Below are 17,463 nucleotides of genomic sequence, written 5' to 3'. Positions count from 1 at the left end.
AGTGCTCCTTCTCCGGTCCTCGTCCGGTCTCCGGACGGTCAGAAGTTGCCGAGTCCGCCGCAGACGTTCAGCGCCTGCGAGGTGATGGAGGCAGCCGTGTCGGAGGCCAAGTAGCCGATCAGGCCGGCTACTTCCTCAGGGGTGCTGTAGCGGCCGAGCGGGATCTTGGCCTGGAACTTCTCCAGGATCGCGTCCTCGCTGGTCCCGTAGGCGTCGGCGTATCCCTGCCGCACCCGCTGCGCCATCGGCGTTTCCACGTACCCGGGGCAGACGGCGTTCACGGTGATGCCGGTGGGCGCCAGCTCGTTGCCGAGCGCCTTGGTGAAGCCGACGACGCCATGCTTGGAGGCGGAGTACGGGGCGCCGAGCACCACCCCCTGCTTGCCGGCGGTGGAGGCGACGTTGATGATGCGGCCGTGCGAGCGCTGCCGCATGCCGCCCGTGGTCAGTACCTCGCGGGTCATCCGGAAGACGCTGTTGAGATTGGTGTCGATGACGTCGTTCCACAGGTCGTCGGTGATGTCCGCGGTGACCCCGCCGCCGGACCGGCCGGCGTTGTTCACCAGGACATCGACCCGGCCGTACGCGTCGACCGCGGCCTGGACGAAGGACGTGACCGAGGCACCGTCGCGGACGTCGAGAGCCTGTCCGCCGGCCTCGAAGCCTCCGACCCGCAGGGACTTGACGGTCGTGTCGACGTCGGAGCCGGTGCGCGCGCCGAGGAACACCCGGTGGCCCTGAGCGGCCAGCAGCCGGGCGGTCGCCAGGCCGATTCCGCTGGTGGCACCCGAGACAAGCGCGACACGGGAAGGGGACTGTGCCATGGCGTGATGTCCTCTCAGGCAGCGCGGCCGGCGGCCAGCCGCTCGTTGACGGTGCCGATCAGGTCGCGGGGGGTCAGGGTGTCGGTCAGGGCCTCGTCGTCGAGGGTGATGCCGTACTCGCGCTCGATGCAGCCGCCCGTCTCCAGCAGCGCGAGCGACTCGTAGCCGAGTTCCTGGAAGGTGGTGTCGAGGATGTCCTCGTCGAGGTCGAGGCCCTCTTCGGCGCCGGCGGCCTTGAGGAGGATCTGCCTGAGGTCGTCGAAGGTGAATCGGCTGTCCGTCATGTCGGTCTGTCTCCTTCGTTTCGGGATACGGCAGGCGAGGCGGCGCGGTGTGCGGTCACCGGCGCGGGCTGCTCCGGGTCCGCGGGGCCTTCACGCGGCGGCGCGCACGACCATGGCGGAGTTGAACCCGCCGTGGCCGCGGGCCACCACCAGGGCGGTGCGCAGCTTCGCCGTGCGCGGCTGGTGCAGTACGAGGTCCAGGTCGTACTCGGGACACGGGTCGACGTGAACGGTGGGCGGGATGACGCCCGCCCGCATGGCCAGCAGCGCGCAGGCGACGTCCAGCGGTGCCGCGCCGGAGTACAGACGGCCCGTCATCGTCTTGGGTACGGTGACCGGGACCCCGCCGGATCCGAAGACCTCGCTGATGGCCTCGGCCTCGACCCGGTCCAGTTCGGGCACGCCCGCGCCGTCGGCGAATACCACGTCGATGTCGTCGGGAGCGGCGCCCGCGTCGTCCAGCGCGATACGGATCGCGGTGCGCAGGGTGGACCCGCGTCCGCTGCCGGGCGGCGGGTCGAAGGTCGTGCCGTGTCCGGCGATCTCGCCGTGTACCCGGGCGCCGCGGGCACGGGCCGCGGCAGCGGACTCAAGGATCAGGATCGCCCCGCCCTCGCCGGGCACGTATCCGCGTGCGTCGCGGTCGAACGGCGTATAGGCCCGGGTCGGTTCGTCGCTGGTGGTCATCCGCCCGCCGGCGAGCTGGGCCACCCAGCCCCAGGGACACAGCGAAGCATCGACGGCGCCGCTCACGACCAGCGGGGTGCCCTTGCGTACCAGCCGCCTGGCCTGCGCCAGCGCGTCCAGGCCACCGGCCTGGTCGCTCACCACCACCCCGCTGGGTCCCTTCATCCCGTGCCGGATGGAGATCTGGCCGCTGTTGACCGCGTAGAACCAGGCGAAGGACTGGTAGGCGGAGACGAACTGGCTGCCCTGGGCCCACAGCTTGCGCAGCTCGCCCTGGCCGAACTCGAAACCGCCCGCGTGGCTGGCGGTGACGACCCCCATGTCCAGGGGGTCGAACGACGCCGGGTCCACGCCCGCGTCCGCGAGCGCCCAGTCCGCCGCCGCCAGCGACAGCCGGGTGACGCGGTCCGTCTGCGGCAGCAGCCTGCTGGGCAGGTGCTCCGCGGCCTCGAAGCCGGGTATCTCCCCGGCGAGCTGGGCCGGGTAGCTGGACGGGTCGAAGCGCGTGATGCGGCCGATGCCACTCTTTCCGCCGCGGGTGGCCGCCCAGTAGTCGGCGGCGCCCAGGCCGTTGGGAGCGGCGATGCCCATGCCGGTGACGACGACGGAGGTCATGGGGTGCTCCTTCGCGCAGTGGTGAGCACCATGGCGCTCTGGAATCCGCCGAATCCGCTGCCCACCGTCAGTACCGAGCCGACCGGCTGCTCACGTGCCGTCAGCGGCACGTAGTCCAGGTCGCACTCCGGGTCCGGGGTGTGCAGGTTGGCGGTGGGCGGCACGACGTCGTGCTGCATCGCCAGGGCGCACGCGGCGATCTCGATGGAGCCGATGGCTCCCAGCGAGTGCCCCACCATCGATTTGATCGAGCTGACGGGCGTGCGGTACGCGTGCTCGCCGAGGCTCTTCTTGAATGCGGCGGTCTCGTGCCGGTCGTTCTGCTTGGTGCCGGACCCGTGGGCGTTGATGTAGTCGAGGTCCTCGGGATTGGTCCGGGCCTCGGCCAGGGCGACCCTGATCGCCTCGGCCATCTCCGCGCCGTCCCGCCGCAGTCCGGTCATGTGGTAGGCGTTGGATCGCGTGGCGTAGCCGGCGATCTCGGCGTAGATGTGCGCGCCCCGCCGCATGGCGCTCTCCAACTCCTCCAGGACGAAGAAGGCGGAACCCTCGCCGAGCACGAAGCCGTTGCGCGTGCCGTCGAAGGGGCGCGAGGCCTGCTCCGGAGCGTCATGCCGCGGTGTGGTCGCCTTGATCGCGTCGAAGCACGCCATCGTGATCGGTGAGATCGGGGCGTCCGCCGCTCCGGCGACCATGACGTCGACGGTTCCCTCGCGCACCAGCTCCACGCCGTAGCCGACGGCGTCGATGCCGGAGGTGCACCCGGTGGAGACGACCGTCGAGGGCCCCTCGGCGCCCACCGCCCACGCCACTTCGGCGGCGAAGGAGCTCGGCGCCAGGTAGTCGTACAGATGCGGGACGGCGTAGCGGTGGTCCACCAGGTCGAGCCGGCCGCCGTCGCTCACCACGCGGTACTCCTCGTCGAGCCCCATGGTGGCGCCCACGGCGCTGCCGACGACCACGCCGATCCGGTGAGGCTCAAGCGCGGCCAGTTCGACTCCGCTGTGCTCGACCGCGCCGCGCGCGGTGACCACCGCGAACTGCGCGGCGCGGTCCATACGCCGCACCTCCTGCGGGCTGAGCCCGTAGTCCAGCCCGCAGAAGTCGGCCTCGGCCGCCACCCGGGAACGAAAGGGCGACGGATCGAAGAAGGTGACGCCGCGGGTGGCGGTGCGTCCCTCGCTGATGAGCTGCCAGAAGCCCTCCCGGCCGAGGCCGCCGGGGGCGAGGACCTCCAGTCCTGTGATGACGACCCGACGCCCCGTCATGCGCCGCTCTCCCAGTGGTAGAAGCGTGTGGCCATTGCGTCGGCCGGGGACCGCCAGGTCGAGGGGTCGTACGCAGCGATGAAGGGCTTCAGGTCCGCACTGATCCCGACGAAGCGCGGGTCGTCCTTGGCCTCCTCGATCCGCGAGCCTCCGTCGTCGGACGCGAAGTCCTGGAGGTGGAAGTAGAGTCCGCGGTAGGCGAAGAGCTGCCTGCGCCTGGTCCCCATCCGGTGGGGCATGTCCGTGGCGTCGAACTCGCCGAACAGCCGCGCGACATCGCGGCTGGACTCGATGGCCATCCGGGCCACGATCAGCGTGCTGTGCATACCTCACTCCTTGCGGTGGACAGACACGGGGCTGTACGGGGGGTCCCCGCGCGGGGCCGGGGACGGTCCGCCGGGACCGGCCCGGGGCGGGCCGGTCCCGGCGGTGGTGCTACTCGCCGGCCGCGCGCGTGTGCACCACGCGGTAGCCGTTCCAGTCGCTCTCCGTCTTCAGCGCGTCGATCCGCGCCTCGGACTTCAGCCGCGCCTCCGGCTTCTCCGGCTCCGGCTGGGTGCGGTGGGCGTCGTACTCGTCCTTGCCGGCCCACTGCGAGTAGACGACAGCGAAGGGGCCGTCGAGGAAGCGCGCGCGCAGTCCCTTGAACACGCTGTGCGACCGGTAGCCGGGCACATCGACGAGCCAGTTGCGGCCCTCACCCAGCTCCGCGACCAGCTCGTCCTGGTCGCCCTCGGCGACCTTGAAGATCTCGATCACGGTGTAGTCGTCGCGCTTCGGCGCGATCTCGGTCGTGTTGCCCTGCGACGGGTGCCGGTGGGTGTGGACGATCCGGCTCTGCAGCAGCCGGATAGAGGTGGTGATCTCCTGGAAGACCGGCAGCGTGCGGTGCCTGAACTCCTCGCCCGCGTACCGCTTCTCCAGGTCCTCGCCGCTGCGCCACTGGATGAAGTTGGCGGTGCCGGGGCTCTCCTGCCCGGCGTGCACGGTGGAGGAGATCCAGCCCTCGTAGGCCGCGGAGTCGACGATCTTTCCCATCTCCTGGAGCAGCGTGTCCTGCTTCTCCGGAGTGTCGGTGGTGAACAGGTTGAGAACGGTCAGGTAGTCGTCGGCAGGGGAGATTCGGGGCATGGTGTGGTCACTTCCTGGGAGGAGTGGATGCGGACTGCGCGGCCGGCGGCCTCATGCGGCGGGGCCGAACCAGTGCTCCAGTGCTTCGGACAGGGTGCTTCCGCCCTGATCGGGCGTGATCCAGGCGACGTAGCCGTCGGGCCGCAGCAGGATCGCGTCGACCACGGGCAGCTTCTCGCCGCGCTCGACCCGTACGGTGTCGACGCGGTCGGACCACGGCTTGGCGGTGTCCGGCAGCGCGCCGTCGCCGCCGAGGTCGAGCAGGAGGCCCCGGCCGCCGCGCAGCAGTTCGTGCACGGTCGTCCGCCGCCCCTCGCCGGTCAGCTCGCCGTCCTCCAGACGCCGGCCGAGCAGCGGGTGCCCGCCCGGTCCCACGTCGTGCCGGATGTCGAGACCGGTGACCATGCCGACGAGGTGCCGCCGCACCGACTCGTACCGCGTGAGTTCGGTGAAGACGTCGGTGAGCGGCGTGATCTCCTCACCGCCGAGGTACAGGGTGCGCTGGGCCAGGGTGTTGGTCAGGATGCGGGCACCGACCGGGTGCCGCTCCGTGTGGTAGGTGTCGAGCAGTCCCTCGGGGGCCTGCCCTTTCAGAACGAGTGCCAGCTTCCAGCCGAGGTTCACCGCGTCCTGGACACCCGCGCTCATACCCTGGGCGCCGATCGGCAGATGGACGTGCGCGGCGTCGCCCGCCACGAACACCCGGCCGCGCCGGTACTCGGCGGCCTGCCGGCTGACGTCGGTGGTCGAGCTGACCCACGACGGCGTGGCCGCGCTGATGTCCTCGCCCGACAGCTTCTGGAAGGTGTCGGTGATCTCGTCGAAGGTGATCGGCTCCGCGCTCTCGCGCAGCGGCTCGTCACGGTCGTAGTAGATGATGCGGCAGCGGTCGGGGCCGAGCGGCAGCACCATGATCATGCCCCCGGGAACCCGCTCCCCGGAGAACCGGGGCCGCAGCTGGACGCCGGACACGTCGGCGAAGCGCAGTTCGACCGTCGGCTCGGTGCCGGGGAAGCCGATCCCGGCGGCCCCGCGCACAACGCTGCGGGCTCCGTCACAGCCGATGACGTACCGGGCGCGCAGTTCGCCGCCGTCGACGCCGGACACGCTCACCGTGACCCCGTCGTCGTCCTGAGCCAGGCCGGTGACCTCGACGGACCGCCGTGTCCGCGCACCATTGTCGGCCGCCCAGCCGGCCAGCATTGCCTCGGTCCGCGACTGCGGTATGCCGCGTGCGCCGTAGGAACCGCCGCTGAGCACCCGGTAGTCGAGGGGAACCCCACCGAAGTGCCCGACCGGGATGACGTCCACCGCACCGAGCCGGGACAGCAGCCCGCGCTGCCCGAATTCCTCGATGGTGCGCGCCGAGAATCCGAGCGCGCGCGACTGCCGCATCGGTTCGGCGAGCCGATCGAGAACGACCACCGAAACTTTGTGCAGGCCGAGTTCACCGGCGAGCATGAGCCCAGTGGGACCGGCGCCTACGATGATCACGTCCGCGTCATAATTGTCCATCGTCGCCCATCCGCCCTCTTCTGGTTGATGTCCCACGAGTATGGACAGCGCCGGATCGGGCGGTAAAGAGAATTCAGGACAGGTTTTCTGCAGGGCGGTACAGAATTTCGCCGTTAAATGTCAGATCTATGCAGGCGGTCTTGGGCGGGCGGCCCGCAAGGGACCATCCTCAGGTATGACCTCGACTCGCGTAGAGAAATTCGCACCGGAAACGGCCGACGCCGCCACGGTGGGCGGTCTGCTGAACCGGTATCTGCTGGCGCTCGACAGCGGGGTACTGGACGACGCCTGGGCGTACGGCCTTTTCGCTTCCGACGCCGTCGTTTCCTTTCCCATGAGCACCTACGAGGGAATCACCGGGCTCGCTGAATGGCACCGCCACTCCCTGGCGAAATTCGCACGCACCCAGCACCTGAATTCACCGGCGGTCGTCGAGTGTTCGGGCGACGAGGCGACGCTCCGCGCCAACCTCGTCTCCACACACGTCCACCACCCCGGCGACGAGCGCGCCGCGCTGTTCGTCACCGGCACATCGGTGACCGGCCGGGCACGCCGCACCCCGGCCGGCTGGCGCCTCACCCGTCTGTCGTTCGAACTGATCTGGTCGCAGGGAAGCCCTGTCGCGTCCGGCAGTTGAGACTCAGCAGTTGAGGCTCAGCATCCGGTCGACCGCGATCTCGACGACCACCCGCCCCGGCGGGTCGGGAGGGGCCGACCAGTAGCGCTCCGCGTAGCGGCGTACCCCTTCCGCGACTCGCTCCGGAGCGTCGAGGACCTGGGCGGTCCCCTCCAGGGTGACCCACCGGAAGCCGTCCACCTGGCAGAGCCCGACGCGGGCCCCGGGCGCGGCGAGCACATTCCTGACCTTGCGCGTCGTGCGCACGGTCAGGACGCGGACGAGCCGCGACCGGGGGTCCCAGGTGAACCGCACGGGTGCCAGATGGGGAGATCCGTCGGGTCTCAGCGTGGTCAGCACGGCCGTGTGCGGCCCCGCGAGGAACGCGTCGACCGCGGACGGGACCGCCGCCGTGCCGCTGTGCTGCGGGGGGAGCGTCATCGTGTGGGATTCCCTTTCGGTCACCGGCGCCGGTTCCGCCCTCACACCGCTTCCTGCCGGCTCCTGAGCCGCTCGGCGAACAGGCTCCACTCCTTGCTGATGCTTTCGGCTATCGGCGCGATGACACTGAGCCAGTGGGCGGGTACGGCGTTGATGAGCTCCTGCCACCCGTCCGGATCGGACGCGTGGAGCGCCATCCACTGGAGGAACTCCTTGCCGCCCTCGGTATAGCGGACGCAGGGGTCGTTGGCCACCTTGGCCGACACCGCCGCCCAGGCGAGCGGTACGTCAGGATGGCTCCGGCCCCGCGCCTGGGTGCCCTCGGTGTCGGATACGGCGTGGATGTCCCGCGCGGTGCGGTCCGACGCCTCCCGGGCCCCGGCGCCGTCCGTGCCCTCCGGGAGGCCGGACGGCCACCCGCCGGACACCCGGCTCCCATTCCGCTCCGGGCCGGCCCCGCTCCGCAGCCGGGTCCTGACGTCGTGGACCGTACCGACGGACACGTCGGTCTCCCGGGCGACCTCCCGCAGCGTGGCGTCCGGATGGGCCTGAAGGTACGCGGCGGCGCGCCGCCTGCCCTCCCCGGACGCCACTGAGCGCAGCCGTCCGTCCCGGCCGAGACGCTTGCCGCCAGGGGGTGCCTCGCCGGCGGTACGGTCGCGCAGGCCCGCGATCGTCTTCCCGCTCAGTCCGGTGATAAGACCGATGGCTCGGTCGGACCAGTCGGGGTGCGCGGTCAGGACGTGTTCGGCCCCGGCCAGGCGGTCCGCTCTCGACAAGGGGAGCCCGTGCGCGGTGTTCGCCCGCATGGCCAGTACCAGTGCTTCGGCGTCCGTGCACTCCACGAAGCGCGCTGTGATGCTGCGGTCGCCACGGAGCTTCGCGGCCTCCAGCCGGTGCAGGCCGTCGATGACGCCCCAGCCGTTCTTCCGCACCAGAATGGGCGGGAGTTGTGCATGGCCCGATACTTCGACGAGCAGTTGGACATGTACGGCGTTCACTCCGCCCTGGCGCAGGCACAGTTCGGGCGACAGTGCCTGCACCGGCAGTTGGTGCGCCGGGAGGCTCTCGACGGTCCGCAGATCGAAGCCGCCCGGGTCGGCGTCCCGCGGACCAGCTGTGTTCAGACCCAGAACGTTCCCGCGACGTCTGTCGACGACCGCCGATCCGCCGTCGTCTCTCCCCGCCGGCGCGAAGCCGTCCGCGATCACCGTAGCCCGCCCGCCGTTGTCAGCCATCCGGAGTGGCTCCTCTCTGTCGCCGTCCCCGACGAGCGTGTCAGCGGCGTCTCTAGCCGCGGTCGAGAGCCGGTTGACGGACTCCCACCCCCGTCTGGCCGGTCATGCACGCGGTGAGAGTGGCGCCGTCCTGGGGGTCGAGCAGGATGAACGAGCCGGTGCGCCGTGACTCGCCGTAGGAGTCGAGCGGCAGGGGTTCGGCGGTGCGGATGCTGACCTGGCCGATGTCATTGGCGGCCAGCCGGCCGGGGGCGGGGTGCGGGGAGAGGTCGTCGAGGGTGAGCCGGGAGGGGATGTCCCTGACGACCGCCTTGACGGTGCGGGTGCAGTGCTTGAGGAGTACTCGCTGGCCGACGGTGAGTGGCTGGTCGGCGACGTGGCAGACGGTCGCCGTCACATCCTGGATGGTGGCAGGCGCCTGGGCGGTCGGTGCGATGAGGTCGCCGCGGGAGATGTCGAGGTCGTCGGCGAGCAGCAGCGTCACCGACTGCGGCGCCCACGCGGTGTCCACCGGCTCACCGAGCAGGTCGATCCCGCGGATCCGTGAGGTGCGCCCGGAGGGCAGCACGGTGATCTCGTCGCCGACACGGAAGGCGCCGGAGGCGATCTGGCCGGCGTAGCCGCGGTAGTCGGGGTCCTCGGCGGTCTGCGGCCGGATCACGTACTGCACCGGCAGCCGGGCCGGGCCGGACGCCAGGTCGTGGGTGACGATGACGGTCTCCAGGTGCTCCAGCACGGTCGGGCCGCCGTACCAGTCCATACGGGCGGAGGGCTCGACGACGTTGTCCCCGGCCAGCGCGGAGATCGGGATCGCCGTCACGTCCGGCACGCCGAGCGACGCCGCGTAGGCGGTGAACTCCTCGGCGATCGCGGCGAAGACCGGCTCGGCGAAGCCGACGAGGTCCATCTTGTTGACGGCCAGGACCACGTGCGGGACGCGCAGCAGGGCGGCGATCGCGGCGTGCCGGCGGGTCTGCTCGACCATGCCGTTGCGGGCGTCGACCAGGACCACCGTCAGTTCGGCGGTGGAGGCCCCGGTGACCATGTTGCGGGTGTACTGCACATGGCCCGGGGTGTCGGCCAGGATGAAGCGGCGGCGGGCGGTGGCGAAGTAGCGGTAGGCGACGTCGATGGTGATGCCCTGCTCCCGCTCGGCGCGCAGGCCGTCGGTGAGCAGCGCCAGGTCAGGGCCCTCGGTGCCGCGGCCCGCGGAGGCGCGCTCCACGGCCTCCAGCTGGTCGGTCAGCACCGACTTGGAGTCGTGCAGCAGCCGCCCGACCAGGGTGGACTTGCCGTCGTCGACGGAACCGGCGGTGGCGAACCGCAGCAGGGTGGCCGCGTGCGCCCGTTGCGGCGGCAGCGGCTCGGCGGGGTCGGCGGTACTGGTCATGGCTAGAAGTACCCCTCACGCTTGCGGTCCTCCATGGCGGCCTCGGAGAGCTTGTCGTCGGCGCGGGTGGCACCGCGCTCGGTGAGCCGGGAGGCGGCGATCTCGGCGATCACCTTGTCGGTGGTGTCGGCCTCGGAGTCGACGGCACCGGTGCAGGACATGTCCCCGACCGTTCGGTAGCGCACCCGCCGCTTCTGAATCGTCTCGTCCTCTCCCGGACCGCCCCAGTCCCCCGCCGTCAGCCACATGCCGTTGCGCTGGAAGACCTCTCGCTCGTGCGAGAAGTAGATGTCCGGCAGTTCGACGGACTCCCGCTTGATGTACTGCCACACGTCCAGCTCGGTCCAGTTGGAGAGCGGGAAGACCCGCACATGCTCACCGGGCGCGTGCCGGCCGTTGTAGAGGTTCCACAGCTCGGGGCGCTGCCGGCGCGGGTTCCACTGCGAGAACTCGTCCCGCAGCGAGAAGACCCGCTCCTTGGCCCGGGCCTTCTCCTCGTCACGCCGGCCGCCGCCGAACACCGCGTCGAACCGCTCCCGCTGGATCGCCTCGGTCAGCGGCACCGTCTGCAGCGGGTTGCGGGTGCCGTCCGGGCGCTCCTTGAGCGTCCCCCGGTCGATGTAGTCCTGTACGAAGGCCACGTGCAGCCGCAAGGAGTGCCGGGCCACCGCCCGGTCGCGGTAGTCGAGGACCTCGGGGAAGTTGTGCCCGGTGTCCACGTGCAGCAGCGAGAACGGCACCGCGGCGGGCGCGAACGCCTTCAGCGCCAGGTGCAGCATGACGATCGAGTCCTTGCCGCCGGAGAAGAGGATCACCGGCCGCTCGAACTCACCCGCCACCTCGCGGAAGATGTGCACCGCCTCGGACTCCAGCGCGTCCAGGTGGGTCAGCGCGTACGGGCTGTCGGTGGCGCCGGCTGTCGCGACGGTCGTCGTCATGTGGTCAGACCCTTCTCGGCGAGCAGCCCGTGTACGGCCGCCGCGGACTCCTCGACGGTGTGCCCTTGCGTCTCGATCCGCAGGTCCGGCCGGTCCGGAGCCTCGTACGGGTCGTCCACCCCGGTCAGGCCGCTCAGTTCACCGGCCGCCTGCCTGGCGTACAGCCCCTTGACGTCCCGGTCCGAGCAGACGTCCACCGGGGTGGCCACGTGGATCTCCAGGTAGCCGGTGCCCTGTGCCTGGTGGCGCTTGCGCACCGCCACGCGGCTGTCGGCGTAGGGCGCGATCACCGGGACCAGCACCAGCACCCCGTGCGAGGCCAGCAGTTCGGCGACGAAACCGATCCGCTGGACGTTCGTGTGCCGGTCCTCGCGGCTGAAGCCGAGGCCCGCGGAGAGGAACTCGCGGATCTCATCGCCGTCGAGCACCTCGACCCGCCGGCCCTCGATGCGCAGCCGGCCGGCCAGCGCACGGGCGATGGTGGTCTTTCCGGCGCTCGGCAGACCCGTGAACCAGACGGTGGCTCCGAGAGTCACGTGTGCCTCCTGGGGGTTGATGGTCGCCGTGCTCTCGACGGGTTCTAGCCGAGCCGGGCGGTGGTGCGGGCGTTGCCGAACCACTGCCCGAGCACCTCGGCCAGGCCACGCTCACTGCCCGGCGACGTCCAGGCCACATAGCCGTCAGGCCGCACCAGCACCGCCTCCAGCGCAGGCTCCGCCGGCTCGGCCCAGACACCGCTCACCACGTCGACCCGGTCCGCCCAGCCCTCCGCAACCCGCCCGGCCACCGACCCGCCCGTCACCACCAGCACACCACGCGCCGCACCCAGCAACTCCCCGATCCGCACCCGGCCACCACCCGCCCGCACCACCTCCCACCCAGGCGGCATACGCAACCCCAGCAACGGATGCTCCCCCGCACCCACGTCATAACGAATACCCAGCCCGCTCAGGACCCCGGCCAGATGCCCCGCCGCGTCCTTGTGCGCCACCAACTCACCCAGCACCTCACGGACCGGCTGCATCTCCTCGCCGGTGAGGCGCAGTTCGATCGCGGCACGGGCGTTGCGCGCCAATTGCGCCCCGATGGGGTGGCGTTCGGCGTGATACGTGTCGAGCAGCCCATCGGGCGCCCAGCCACCGACCGCCGCCGCCAGCTTCCAGCCAAGGTTCACCGCGTCCTGCACCCCCACGCTCAGCCCCTGGGCCATGGCCGGCGGCTGGACGTGGGTGGCGTCACCCGCCAGGAACACCCGGCCGCGCCGGTACTCGGCGGCCACCCTGGAGGCGTCGGTGAAGCAGCTCATCCAGCGGCATTCCCCGTGGTGGATGGACTCGCCGGTCAGCCGCTGCCACGCGTCGGCGAGGTCGGTGTAGGCCAGTGAGTCCCGGTCCTTCGGCGGCGTACCCCGCTCGTACACGACGACCCTGGTGACGCCACTCTCCAGGTCCATCGCCATGATCATGCTGCCGTCCGGCAGGTTTTCGCCGATGCGCCGGCGCCGGGTCTCGATCCCGGTCACGTCGGCGGTGAAGAAGCCGCGCGTGGGCTCCGGGCCCGGGAAGTCGACGCCCACCAGCCTGCGCACGGTGCTCCGGCCCCCGTCGCAGCCGACCAGGTACGAGGCGGTGTCCTCGCCGGGACCGTCCGGACCCTCGAAGCCCACAACGACGCCCTCCGGCGTCTCCCGCACGCCGGTCACCTCGTAGCCGCGCCGCACCGGCACGCCGAGTCCGGTCACCCAGTCCTCCAGCATCCGCTCGGTGCGGAACTGGGAGATCCCTCTGGCGCCGCGGTGGTCCTCCGTCAGCATGCTGAGGTCGATCGGAACACCGCCGAAGTGGGCGTCGGCGGGCTCGGTTTCGCCGAGCCTGCCGAGCAGCCCCCGCTGGTCGAAGCACTCGACCGCGCGCCGGGTGAGACTGGCACCGCGCGACTCCCGGGGCCGGGCGGGCAGCTTCTCGTAGATGACGACATCGACGCCGCCGAGGCGCAGTTCACCGGCCGTCATCAGTCCGACGGGACCGGCGCCGACGACGATCACCTCCCTTGCCATGCTCACACTCCTGTCCGGTCGGTGCCGACGACGGCCGGGGCGGCGACCGCGGCGGCCGGGGGGGCGGTGCGGGCTGCGAGGGCGGTGGTGCGGGTGTTGCCGAACCACTGCCCGAGCACCTCGGCCAGGCCACGCTCACTGCCCGGCGACGTCCAGGCCACATAGCCGTCAGGCCGCACCAGCACCGCCTCCAGCGCAGGCTCCGCCGGCTCGGCCCAGACACCGCTCACCACGTCGACCCGGTCCGCCCAGCCCTCCGCAACCCGCCCGGCCACCGACCCGCCCGTCACCACCAGCACACCACGCGCCGCACCCAGCAACTCCCCGATCCGCACCCGGCCACCACCCGCCCGCACCACCTCCCACCCAGGCGGCATACGCAACCCCAGCAACGGATGCTCCCCCGCACCCACGTCATAGCGAACACCCAGCCCGCTCACGATCCCGGCCAGATGCCCCGCCGCGTCCTTGTGCGCCACCAACTCACCCAGCACCTCACGGATGGGGTCCATGGCGTCGTCGCCCAGATACAGCATCGAGGCCGCCTGTGAGTTGCGTACGAGCTCCCGGCCTATGGGGTGGCGTTCGGCGTGATACGTGTCGAGCAGCCCGTCGGGCGCCCAGCCACCGACCGCCGCCGCCAGCTTCCAGCCAAGGTTCACCGCGTCCTGGAGGCCCGCGCTGAGCCCCCACGCGGCCAGTGGCGGTATCGCGTGCGCGGCGTCGCCGGCCAGCAGCACCCGGCCGCGCCGGTACTGGTCGGCCAGCCCGGCCTCGTTGCCACAGGCCCACAGCCACAGCGGCCGCGCATGGTGGACGGACTCGCCGGTCAGCCGCTGCCACGCGTCGGCGACCTGGGTGAACGTCAGGGAGTCCGGGTCCGGGTCGGGCGGCAGAGTCCTGTCGTGGATCACGATGCGGTAGCGGCCGTCCCCGAGCGGGGTGCACACCACCATGTTGCCGCCGGGAAGCCGCTCGCCGATGGGCCGCGGCCGCAGGGTGACATCGGTGACCTCGGCGGTGTACATGCCCCGGACGGACTCCCGGCCGGTCACGGGGATGCCGGCCGCCGCGCGGACGGCGCTGCGCGGGCCGTCGCAGCCCACCGCGTACCCGGCGGTCGTCTCCCCGGGGCCGTCCGGACCCTCGAAGGCCACGACGACGCCGTCCGGCGTCTCCCGCACGCCGGTCACCTCGTAGCCGCGCCGCACCAGAACTCCGCGTTCGGTCAACCAGTTCTCCAGCATTTCCTCGGTCCTGGCCTGAGAGAGTCCCAGTACCCCGCTGTGGTTCTCGTCCAGCATGCCGAGGTCGAAGCGGACACCGCCGAAGTGCCCCATCGGGCCCCATCGGAATTCGCCCAGCCGGTCAAGCATTCCGCGCTGTTGCAAAGATTCGGCCGCCCGCCTGTTGAAGCCGAGCGCACGGGATTCACCGGATCGGGCGGAAAGTTTTTCGTAGACGATGACATCCACTCCGCCGAGGTGAAGTTCACCGGCCAGCAAGAGGCCGACCGGCCCGGCACCGACAATTATCACGCCAGTTTCCATAAGTGCCCTCCAACGGGAGCGGCTGGGAATTCGTCGGGCTCAAAGTACACAGCGTCCTGCTCGGTTGCAATAACGCGATCAATTCCTGGGAACGGTCGGCCGGCGAGCATTGCAGAAGGCGTTCAACCGCGGATTCTCCGCGGTTGAACGCCCCTGTGCGCGGTTTTCGGGAGAGACCGGATCAGCGCGTGGCGGACGGCGCCGCGCCGGACGCCGGGACTCCGGCCAGCACAGTGGACACGTTCGACGCGGGCGGAACCGGTGCCGGGTTGGCCGTGCAGGAGGCGTCGACGCCCTGGACGGACGCCGGGCGGCTGCCGTCCTCGAAGAAGGCGCTGACGTAACCGTTCATGCAGGTGTTAGCGTTGCGCGACATGGACGTCTCGTGCTCGAACCCGTCACGCTCCACCACCAGCCGGGAGTCGGGGAACTGACGGTGCATGCGCAGCGCACCCGAGAGCGGGGAGTCGCCGACACTGTCGCCCTGGAGCAGCAGTACGTCGACGTTCTTGTTGCCGATCTTCTGCGGCGTGCCGGCCCGCACCGGCCAGAAGGCACAGGGCGCGTTGTACCAGGCGTCGTACCAGGTCATGAACCGGTTGCCGGCGCGGTACTGGGCCGAGTAGTCGTCCTGCCAGCGCTTCCAGCCGCGCGGCCAGGGCGTGTCGACGCACTGGACCGCGTTGTACATGGCCTGCTTGTTCTGGGTCGGAGTGCCAGGGACGCCGAAGCCGGCCCGCAGCCCGGCCGGGTCCGCGCGCAGGACCCAGTCGGCCAGTGCCTTGGCGTTGGCTGTCCACGAGGAGCGGCGGTAGAGGCTGACGAGGAAGATGTCGGTGTACTCGGACGGGCCGATCTCCCCATCGATCGGCGTCCGGCGCACCTTGTCCATGCCCTTGTAGTAGTTGGCCTCGACCGCGGCCTGTGTGGTGCCCAGGTGGTAGGTGGCGTCGTTCGCGGCGATCCAGGAGAAGTAGATCCTGGCGCCGTTCTCGAAGGTGGCGTTCTGCTCCAGGTCGGTGTCGTACCAGGTGCCGTCCGGCTCCACGACGGTGTCCAGTACCATGCGCCGCACCCGCGTGGGGAACATGGAGGCGTAGACCGAGCCCAGGTAGGTGCCGTAGTCGTAGCCGAAGTAGCTGATCTGCCGCTCGCCGAGCGCCCGCCGGATCGCGTCCATGTCCCGGGCGGAGTCCTTGGTGCTGAGGAAGGGGAGCACGTCCCCGTAGGTTCTGCCGCAACTCTCGGCGAAATCCTGAGCCCGGCTGACCCAGGCGCGCTCCTGCGCGGCCGTACGCGGCACGTAGTCCGGCCGGGCCTGCCCCGGCCAGAGGTAGGACGGGTCGCAGGTGACCATCGGCTCGCTGGCCCCGGTGCCCCGCGGGTCGAAGCCGATCCAGTCGTACTGGGCCCCGACCGTCGTCGGCAACCCGGAGGTGCCGGTGGCGAACCGGGTGGGCAGGTCCCGTCCGAACTGACCTGGCCACTGGCCGCGGTTGAGGAGGACGACGCCCTGGTACCGGTCGGCGGGTGCGGTGTGCCCGGCCCGGGTCAGCGCCAGGGATATCTTCCGGCCGTTCGGCCGGCTGTAGTCCAGCGGCACCTGCAGGGAGCCGCACTGCAGCCCCTTGAGCAGGGTTCCGACGAGCGGGTCGCTGTCCGGGCAGGGCGACCAACTGATGGCTGCCACCTCCGGTGTGGCCGCTGCCCGCACCGGTGCGGCCACGGCCACGCCGGCCAGAGCGGCTGCCGCCGCGACCGCCGCGACGAGTCTTCTTCTCTTCACGGATTCCCCCATCGTGTATCGCGACCGGCCGGCGCACCCGGTGAACGGGCAGGTCGGACGGCCCGTTTCATGGGCATGTCGACAAGCCCGGTGCACGGGCCTGGCGAAGGATCTGCGGAAGAGTACCGAGAGGGTGGTGGGCCGAAGAACAACCGTGGTTGAGCACGGCGGTGGTTGAACACAGGGAGAGGGGTCCCGCATCGGGCTCGTGCGGGCGTTCCGGCCGCACAGCGGGAAAACGATCACTGGCTCATCGCATGCCGGCGGGAACCGGCCGGGAAGCGGGGACACGAAAAGGCCGACAAGGCCGGGAGGCGGGATGGTCCCGCGCTCCCGGCCCGGCCGGCACCGTACATCCGAACGGCTCTTCCGGGCACCGCCCGCCGGTCGGCTCCGGCGTCGTCGGCTGCCTCAGCCCTGCTCCCGCACCGGGGCCCGGGGCACCGGCCCGCCGACGCCCTCGGGGGCGATCGGGCCGCCGGCGCCGCCCATGCGCTGCATCCTCTCGCGCATCGACGCGGTGGTGTTGACGTGGGGGAAGCCTTCCGCCGGCACCTCGACCCCGAGGAAGCCGCACAGCGGCTCCCAGCCCTGCTTCACGTCATAGACGAGCAGCTTGTCCGCGGCGACCGAGTCGATGATCTGCTGGTTGCGCCGGTGGTACACCTCGATCGCGTAGTCCTTGTCGGAGAACCGCCCGTCGAAGAGCCCGTCCCATGTCATGACCGTCGTCATGCGGAGGACCCGGGCCTGCCGGGAGCCCTCCTCCGGAGGGTTGTCCTTGTTCTTCAGGACGAACTGGTACAGCGTGTTGTAGGTGCTCTCGTACCAGCCCTCGGCGTCGCGCACCGTGAGCACCAGCTTGGCCTCGGGGAACGCCTCCATGATCGGGCGGTGGTAGAAGGAGGGCGGGCCGTCCACGGCGGAGGTGTAGCCGTCGAACACCGCGTCCCAGTCAGGGCTCTTGCCGTCGCAGACGATGCTTTCCCACTGCTGGAGACGCTTCTCGTCGCCGACGATGTCGAACATGTGGTAGCAGGGTCCGAGGCCGAGTCGTTCCAGCGCCACTTGCAACGACGTCGTCCCGGTCCGGCCTAAGCCGGCGTTGATGAGCTTCAGCATCG

Annotated in this window: 17 protein-coding genes; 1 reads left to right on the top strand and 16 read right to left on the bottom strand. The window is 70.8% G+C overall.

Annotated elements, in window-relative coordinates; translation table 11 throughout:
- Positions 1–38: 38 nt before the first annotated feature.
- The 7 genes from fabG to OG552_RS24915 form a co-directional block, all read right to left on the bottom strand.
- Positions 39–824: a 3-oxoacyl-ACP reductase FabG gene (gene fabG, locus OG552_RS24945; protein WP_329136531.1), complete on the bottom strand. Its 786-nt coding sequence runs from the start codon at positions 822–824 to the stop codon at positions 39–41.
- 14 nt (positions 825–838) lie between these two features.
- Positions 839–1,108 carry a phosphopantetheine-binding protein gene (locus OG552_RS24940; protein ID WP_329136529.1) on the bottom strand — a complete coding sequence of 90 codons (270 nt, stop codon included), beginning with the start codon at positions 1,106–1,108 and terminating at the stop codon, positions 839–841.
- A 90-nt stretch (positions 1,109–1,198) separates the two neighbouring features.
- A complete protein-coding gene (locus OG552_RS24935; RefSeq protein WP_329136526.1) occupies positions 1,199–2,410 on the bottom strand; it encodes a ketosynthase chain-length factor in 1,212 nt (403 codons plus the stop codon).
- A complete protein-coding gene (locus tag OG552_RS24930) occupies positions 2,407–3,678 on the bottom strand; it encodes a beta-ketoacyl-[acyl-carrier-protein] synthase family protein (RefSeq protein WP_329136525.1) in 1,272 nt (423 codons plus the stop codon). Before OG552_RS24930 ends, OG552_RS24935 begins: the two co-directional genes overlap by 4 nt.
- Positions 3,675–4,004 carry a TcmI family type II polyketide cyclase gene (locus tag OG552_RS24925; RefSeq protein ID WP_329136524.1) on the bottom strand — a complete coding sequence of 110 codons (330 nt, stop codon included), beginning with the start codon at positions 4,002–4,004 and terminating at the stop codon, positions 3,675–3,677. The genes OG552_RS24930 and OG552_RS24925 overlap by 4 nt, the downstream gene beginning before the upstream one ends.
- A gap of 109 nt (positions 4,005–4,113) precedes the next feature.
- Positions 4,114–4,809: an antibiotic biosynthesis monooxygenase family protein gene (locus OG552_RS24920; RefSeq protein ID WP_329136521.1), complete on the bottom strand. Its 696-nt coding sequence runs from the start codon at positions 4,807–4,809 to the stop codon at positions 4,114–4,116.
- A 51-nt stretch (positions 4,810–4,860) separates the two neighbouring features.
- The gene (locus OG552_RS24915; RefSeq protein WP_329136520.1) at positions 4,861–6,324 is read right to left on the bottom strand and encodes an FAD-dependent monooxygenase; all 1,464 of its coding nucleotides are present in this window, start codon (positions 6,322–6,324) and stop codon (positions 4,861–4,863) included.
- A 175-nt stretch (positions 6,325–6,499) separates the two neighbouring features.
- On the opposite strand from OG552_RS24915, the gene OG552_RS24910 reads away from it, so the two are divergent.
- Positions 6,500–6,961, top strand: a complete 462-nt coding sequence (locus tag OG552_RS24910) for a nuclear transport factor 2 family protein (RefSeq protein WP_329136518.1) — start codon at positions 6,500–6,502, stop codon at positions 6,959–6,961.
- Between the two features lie 3 nt (positions 6,962–6,964).
- Here OG552_RS24910 and OG552_RS24905 read toward each other — a convergent pair whose 3' ends face one another.
- The 9 genes from OG552_RS24905 to OG552_RS24865 form a co-directional block, all read right to left on the bottom strand.
- Positions 6,965–7,381, bottom strand: coding sequence for a pyridoxamine 5'-phosphate oxidase family protein (locus OG552_RS24905; RefSeq protein ID WP_329136516.1), 417 nt, complete (start codon positions 7,379–7,381; stop codon positions 6,965–6,967).
- Positions 7,382–7,422: 41 nt separating this feature from the next.
- The gene (locus tag OG552_RS24900) at positions 7,423–8,619 is read right to left on the bottom strand and encodes a ParB/RepB/Spo0J family partition protein (RefSeq protein ID WP_329136513.1); all 1,197 of its coding nucleotides are present in this window, start codon (positions 8,617–8,619) and stop codon (positions 7,423–7,425) included.
- 52 nt (positions 8,620–8,671) lie between these two features.
- Positions 8,672–10,009, bottom strand: a complete 1,338-nt coding sequence (locus OG552_RS24895) for a sulfate adenylyltransferase subunit 1 (protein ID WP_329136511.1) — start codon at positions 10,007–10,009, stop codon at positions 8,672–8,674.
- Positions 10,010–10,011: 2 nt separating this feature from the next.
- The gene (gene cysD, locus OG552_RS24890; RefSeq protein WP_329136510.1) at positions 10,012–10,947 is read right to left on the bottom strand and encodes a sulfate adenylyltransferase subunit CysD; all 936 of its coding nucleotides are present in this window, start codon (positions 10,945–10,947) and stop codon (positions 10,012–10,014) included.
- On the bottom strand, positions 10,944–11,504 hold the full coding sequence (cysC, locus tag OG552_RS24885; RefSeq protein ID WP_329141094.1) for an adenylyl-sulfate kinase: 561 nt from the start codon (positions 11,502–11,504) through the stop codon (positions 10,944–10,946). Before cysC ends, cysD begins: the two co-directional genes overlap by 4 nt.
- A 23-nt stretch (positions 11,505–11,527) precedes the next feature.
- Positions 11,528–13,003: an FAD-dependent monooxygenase gene (locus tag OG552_RS24880; RefSeq protein WP_329136507.1), complete on the bottom strand. Its 1,476-nt coding sequence runs from the start codon at positions 13,001–13,003 to the stop codon at positions 11,528–11,530.
- A 2-nt stretch (positions 13,004–13,005) separates the two neighbouring features.
- A complete protein-coding gene (locus OG552_RS24875; protein ID WP_329136505.1) occupies positions 13,006–14,553 on the bottom strand; it encodes an FAD-dependent monooxygenase in 1,548 nt (515 codons plus the stop codon).
- Between the two features lie 181 nt (positions 14,554–14,734).
- Positions 14,735–16,339, bottom strand: a complete 1,605-nt coding sequence (locus tag OG552_RS24870; RefSeq protein ID WP_329136503.1) for an alpha/beta fold hydrolase — start codon at positions 16,337–16,339, stop codon at positions 14,735–14,737.
- A gap of 411 nt (positions 16,340–16,750) precedes the next feature.
- A complete protein-coding gene (locus tag OG552_RS24865) occupies positions 16,751–17,461 on the bottom strand; it encodes a sulfotransferase family protein (RefSeq protein ID WP_329136500.1) in 711 nt (236 codons plus the stop codon).
- Between the last annotated feature and the right edge of the window lie 2 nt (positions 17,462–17,463).

Source organism: Streptomyces sp. NBC_01476 (assembly GCF_036227265.1).
Lineage (GTDB): Bacteria > Actinomycetota > Actinomycetes > Streptomycetales > Streptomycetaceae > Actinacidiphila.
This window is presented reverse-complemented; position numbering and strand designations above follow the sequence as displayed.

Excerpts from the sequence above, each read along its gene's own strand:
- fabG (WP_329136531.1), bottom strand. The coding sequence starts at position 824 with ATGGCACAGTCCCCTTCCCGTGTCGCGCTTGTCTCGGGTGCCACCAGC.
- OG552_RS24940 (WP_329136529.1), bottom strand. The coding sequence starts at position 1,108 with ATGACGGACAGCCGATTCACCTTCGACGACCTCAGGCAGATCCTCCTC.
- OG552_RS24935 (WP_329136526.1), bottom strand. The coding sequence starts at position 2,410 with ATGACCTCCGTCGTCGTCACCGGCATGGGCATCGCCGCTCCCAACGGC.
- OG552_RS24930 (WP_329136525.1), bottom strand. The coding sequence starts at position 3,678 with ATGACGGGGCGTCGGGTCGTCATCACAGGACTGGAGGTCCTCGCCCCC.
- OG552_RS24925 (WP_329136524.1), bottom strand. The coding sequence starts at position 4,004 with ATGCACAGCACGCTGATCGTGGCCCGGATGGCCATCGAGTCCAGCCGC.
- OG552_RS24920 (WP_329136521.1), bottom strand. The coding sequence starts at position 4,809 with ATGCCCCGAATCTCCCCTGCCGACGACTACCTGACCGTTCTCAACCTG.
- OG552_RS24915 (WP_329136520.1), bottom strand. The coding sequence starts at position 6,324 with ATGGACAATTATGACGCGGACGTGATCATCGTAGGCGCCGGTCCCACT.
- OG552_RS24910 (WP_329136518.1), top strand. The coding sequence starts at position 6,500 with ATGACCTCGACTCGCGTAGAGAAATTCGCACCGGAAACGGCCGACGCC.
- OG552_RS24905 (WP_329136516.1), bottom strand. The coding sequence starts at position 7,381 with ATGACGCTCCCCCCGCAGCACAGCGGCACGGCGGCGGTCCCGTCCGCG.
- OG552_RS24900 (WP_329136513.1), bottom strand. The coding sequence starts at position 8,619 with ATGGCTGACAACGGCGGGCGGGCTACGGTGATCGCGGACGGCTTCGCG.
- OG552_RS24895 (WP_329136511.1), bottom strand. The coding sequence starts at position 10,009 with ATGACCAGTACCGCCGACCCCGCCGAGCCGCTGCCGCCGCAACGGGCG.
- cysD (WP_329136510.1), bottom strand. The coding sequence starts at position 10,947 with ATGACGACGACCGTCGCGACAGCCGGCGCCACCGACAGCCCGTACGCG.
- OG552_RS24880 (WP_329136507.1), bottom strand. The coding sequence starts at position 13,003 with ATGGCAAGGGAGGTGATCGTCGTCGGCGCCGGTCCCGTCGGACTGATG.
- OG552_RS24875 (WP_329136505.1), bottom strand. The coding sequence starts at position 14,553 with ATGGAAACTGGCGTGATAATTGTCGGTGCCGGGCCGGTCGGCCTCTTG.
- OG552_RS24865 (WP_329136500.1), bottom strand. The coding sequence starts at position 17,461 with ATGCTGAAGCTCATCAACGCCGGCTTAGGCCGGACCGGGACGACGTCG.